Consider the following 2,605-nt stretch of genomic DNA (forward strand, 5'->3'; position numbering starts at 1 on the left):
GTGTTCGAGCCAGATCTTGGCGCCGGCAAGAACCAGGGCGAAGCCGCCCGCCGAGTCGAGCGCCCTGGCGACGCCGGCCGGGCTGTCCTCGAAGCCCCGGTTCTCGACGTTGACGAAGGCGGCGCCGTCCCGATCCTCGAACAGCCACTCGACCTCCGTCGGATCGTCGGCGATGTCCCAGTCGATGAGGATGCGGCGGCCGGGCTCGACGGCCTTGACCCGCACATCCGTGCCGACGCCATACATCGCCCAGTCCCAGCGGACCTGGGCCCCCGGTTCGAGCCGGTCCGAGCCTCTGGTGAACCAGAAGCGAGACGTCAGCGCCGGATCGAGGAAGGCCTCGAACACCTCGGCGACCGGGCGGCGGATCAGCATGCCAGCAGTGGCGACCGGGGCGCTCACGCCTCCTCCTCCAGCCGCTCCGCATAGGCGTCGCGCAGGGCGAACCAGCGATCCCACGACCACGGGTGGCGCACGCCGCGCGCGGCGTCGTCCAGCCCCTCCATGTGATGGTGCCAGCCGCTGAGGACGTTCCTGCGGGCGTCGGACCACGCTTCCGGCACGCGGTGGATCAGGGTCAGGTGGGTGCCGTCGCCGGCGGGCTCAAGCCGCCACGACACCACCGACTCCGGGTTTTCGCCGAAGGTGTGCTCGAAGCGCGAGAAGGGCTGGACCGTCAGCACCTCGTTCGACTGCCGGCGCCGTTCGGGGGTGTCCGGCATGAACTCATGGTCGGGCTGGCGGAAGTTCAGCTCCATCTTGCCGCCCGGGACGGCCTCGATTTCGGCCTCGGCCAGCCAGCAGGCGAGGCCGTCGCCGGTGGTCAGGGCCTTCCACACCCGCTCGGGCGCATGCCGCAGTCGCCGTTCGAAGCGAAGCTCCCAGCCGCCGTCGATGCGACGGAGGCTTCCAGCCTCGGCTCCGAGGCGGACCGGCAAGGTCCGGGTGTCGTTCATTGGGGAAACTCCTTGTCCAGATGCGCCTCAAGCGCATCGAGTTTGTCGGTCCAGAAGCGGCGGTAGCGGGCCAGCCACTGGTCCAGTTCGGCGAGCGGGGCGGGGTTGAGGCTATAGAGCCGGCGCTGGGCGTCCTTGCGAACGGTGACCAGCCCGGCTTCGCGCAGCACCGCCAGATGGCGGGAGACGGTCGGCTGGCTGATCGGCAGGGCGTCGACGAAATCCCCGGCGGGTCGCTCGCCGTCGGCCAGCATGGACAGGATCGCCATGCGGTGAGGCTCGGCCATGGCCATCAGGGGCGCCTGCAGGGATGCGGTCATGTATATCGTCTAAAACAAATATAGCCGGAGTGCAATATACGTCGATGCGCTTGCCGAGCGCGTCGCGAGCCGCCATCCAGCCGGTATGACCTCGCCCCTCGGACGCGTCCTGATCATCGCCGGCTCGGACTCGGGCGGCGGCGCGGGCGTGCAGGCGGACATCAAGGCGGTCACCGCCATGGGCGGGTACGCCGCGACGGCGATCACGGCGATCACGGTCCAGAACACGCTCGGCGTCCACGGCGTCCATCCGCTGCCGCTGGACCTGATCGAGGCGCAGGCGCGGGCGGTGCTGGGCGACATCGGGGCGGACGCGATCAAGACCGGCATGCTGGGTTCGACGGCGGTGGTGGAGCGGGTGGCGGCCATCCTCGACAGCTGCGCCGCGCCCGCCGTGGTCGACCCGGTGATGATCGCCAAGGGCGGACAGGCGCTGTTGCCGGACGAGGCGGTGGCGGCGGTGAAGGCGCTGATGATCCCCCGCGCGGCCCTGCTGACGCCGAATGCGCCCGAGGCGGAGGCGCTGACGGGGCTGGCGGTCACAGATCTGGATGGGCAGCGCCGAGCGGGCGAGGCGCTGCTGCGGATGGGCGCCCGCGCCGTGCTGATGAAGGGCGGCCACGTGCCGGGCGAGACGGTGATCGACCTGTTGGTCACCCCCACCGGCGAGACGCTGCTGGAGGGTCCGCGGGTCGAGACCCGCCACACCCACGGCACCGGCTGCACCCTGGCCAGCGCCTGCGCCGCGGGGCTGGCCAAGGGGTTGCCGCTCGAGGCCGCCGTGGCCGAGGCCTGGGCCTATGTGGCGGAAGCGATCCGCCGCGCGCCGGGCCTGGGGCAGGGGCACGGGCCGCTGGACCACGGCTGGCCGATGCGGCGTGACCGATGAGCGACCTGGAGCAACGGCTGGTCGAGATCGTCCGCGCCGATCCCGGCCTGATGCATGTGCTGAGGGGCGTCCGGGATCAGGCCCTGCCCGATTGGCGGGTGTTTTCCGGCGCCGTCTACCAGAGCGTCTGGAACGCGCTGACCGGCCGGCCCGCCGGCTACGGGGTGCGCGACTACGATGTCGGCTATTTCGACCCGGACACCAGCTGGGACGCCGAGGACGTCGTCATCAAAAGGGTCGCGGCGGCCTTCGACGAGCCGTTCCGCAGCACGGTCGAGGTGCGCAATCAGGCGCGGGTGCCGCTGTGGTTTCCGGCCCATTTCGGCGAGCCGTATGAGCCGTTGTCGGGCACCGACGAGGCCCTCGAACGCTTCGTGGCCCCGGCCTTCGCCGTCGGCGTGCGGCTGGAGAGGGACGATTCCATCAGCGTCGCCGCGCCG

Annotated in this window: 5 protein-coding genes; 2 read left to right on the top strand and 3 right to left on the bottom strand. The window is 71.1% G+C overall.

The genetic code is table 11. From position 1 onward, the window contains the following. The 3 genes from VGB60_RS04060 to VGB60_RS04070 all read right to left on the bottom strand — a co-directional run. A partial coding sequence (locus VGB60_RS04060; protein ID WP_331036998.1) for an SRPBCC family protein occupies nucleotides 1-402 on the bottom strand: 402 nt, incomplete at its 3' end. Continuing rightward, nucleotides 399-956: an SRPBCC family protein gene (locus tag VGB60_RS04065; RefSeq protein ID WP_331036999.1), complete on the bottom strand. Its 558-nt coding sequence runs from the start codon at nucleotides 954-956 to the stop codon at nucleotides 399-401. The genes VGB60_RS04065 and VGB60_RS04060, both read right to left, overlap by 4 nt. Beyond that, nucleotides 953-1,276: a metalloregulator ArsR/SmtB family transcription factor gene (locus tag VGB60_RS04070; RefSeq protein WP_331037000.1), complete on the bottom strand. Its 324-nt coding sequence runs from the start codon at nucleotides 1,274-1,276 to the stop codon at nucleotides 953-955. The genes VGB60_RS04065 and VGB60_RS04070 overlap by 4 nt, the downstream gene beginning before the upstream one ends. Before the next feature lie 85 nt (nucleotides 1,277-1,361). Here VGB60_RS04070 and thiD point away from each other — a divergent pair, with 85 nt between their 5' ends. Next, on the top strand, nucleotides 1,362-2,165 hold the full coding sequence (thiD, locus tag VGB60_RS04075) for a bifunctional hydroxymethylpyrimidine kinase/phosphomethylpyrimidine kinase (protein WP_331037001.1): 804 nt from the start codon (nucleotides 1,362-1,364) through the stop codon (nucleotides 2,163-2,165). Next, nucleotides 2,162-2,605: nucleotidyltransferase family protein (locus VGB60_RS04080; protein ID WP_331037002.1), on the top strand; the 444-nt coding region annotated here is incomplete at its 3' end. The genes thiD and VGB60_RS04080, both read left to right, overlap by 4 nt.

It is taken from the genome of Brevundimonas sp., assembly GCF_036399195.1.
Taxonomy (GTDB): Bacteria; Pseudomonadota; Alphaproteobacteria; order Caulobacterales; family Caulobacteraceae; genus Brevundimonas.

Coding starts and splice junctions, on each gene's coding strand:
- thiD (WP_331037001.1), top strand. CDS start 1,362: ATGACCTCGCCCCTCGGACGCGTCCTGATCATCGCCGGCTCGGACTCG.
- VGB60_RS04065 (WP_331036999.1), bottom strand. CDS start 956: ATGAACGACACCCGGACCTTGCCGGTCCGCCTCGGAGCCGAGGCTGGA.
- VGB60_RS04070 (WP_331037000.1), bottom strand. CDS start 1,276: ATGACCGCATCCCTGCAGGCGCCCCTGATGGCCATGGCCGAGCCTCAC.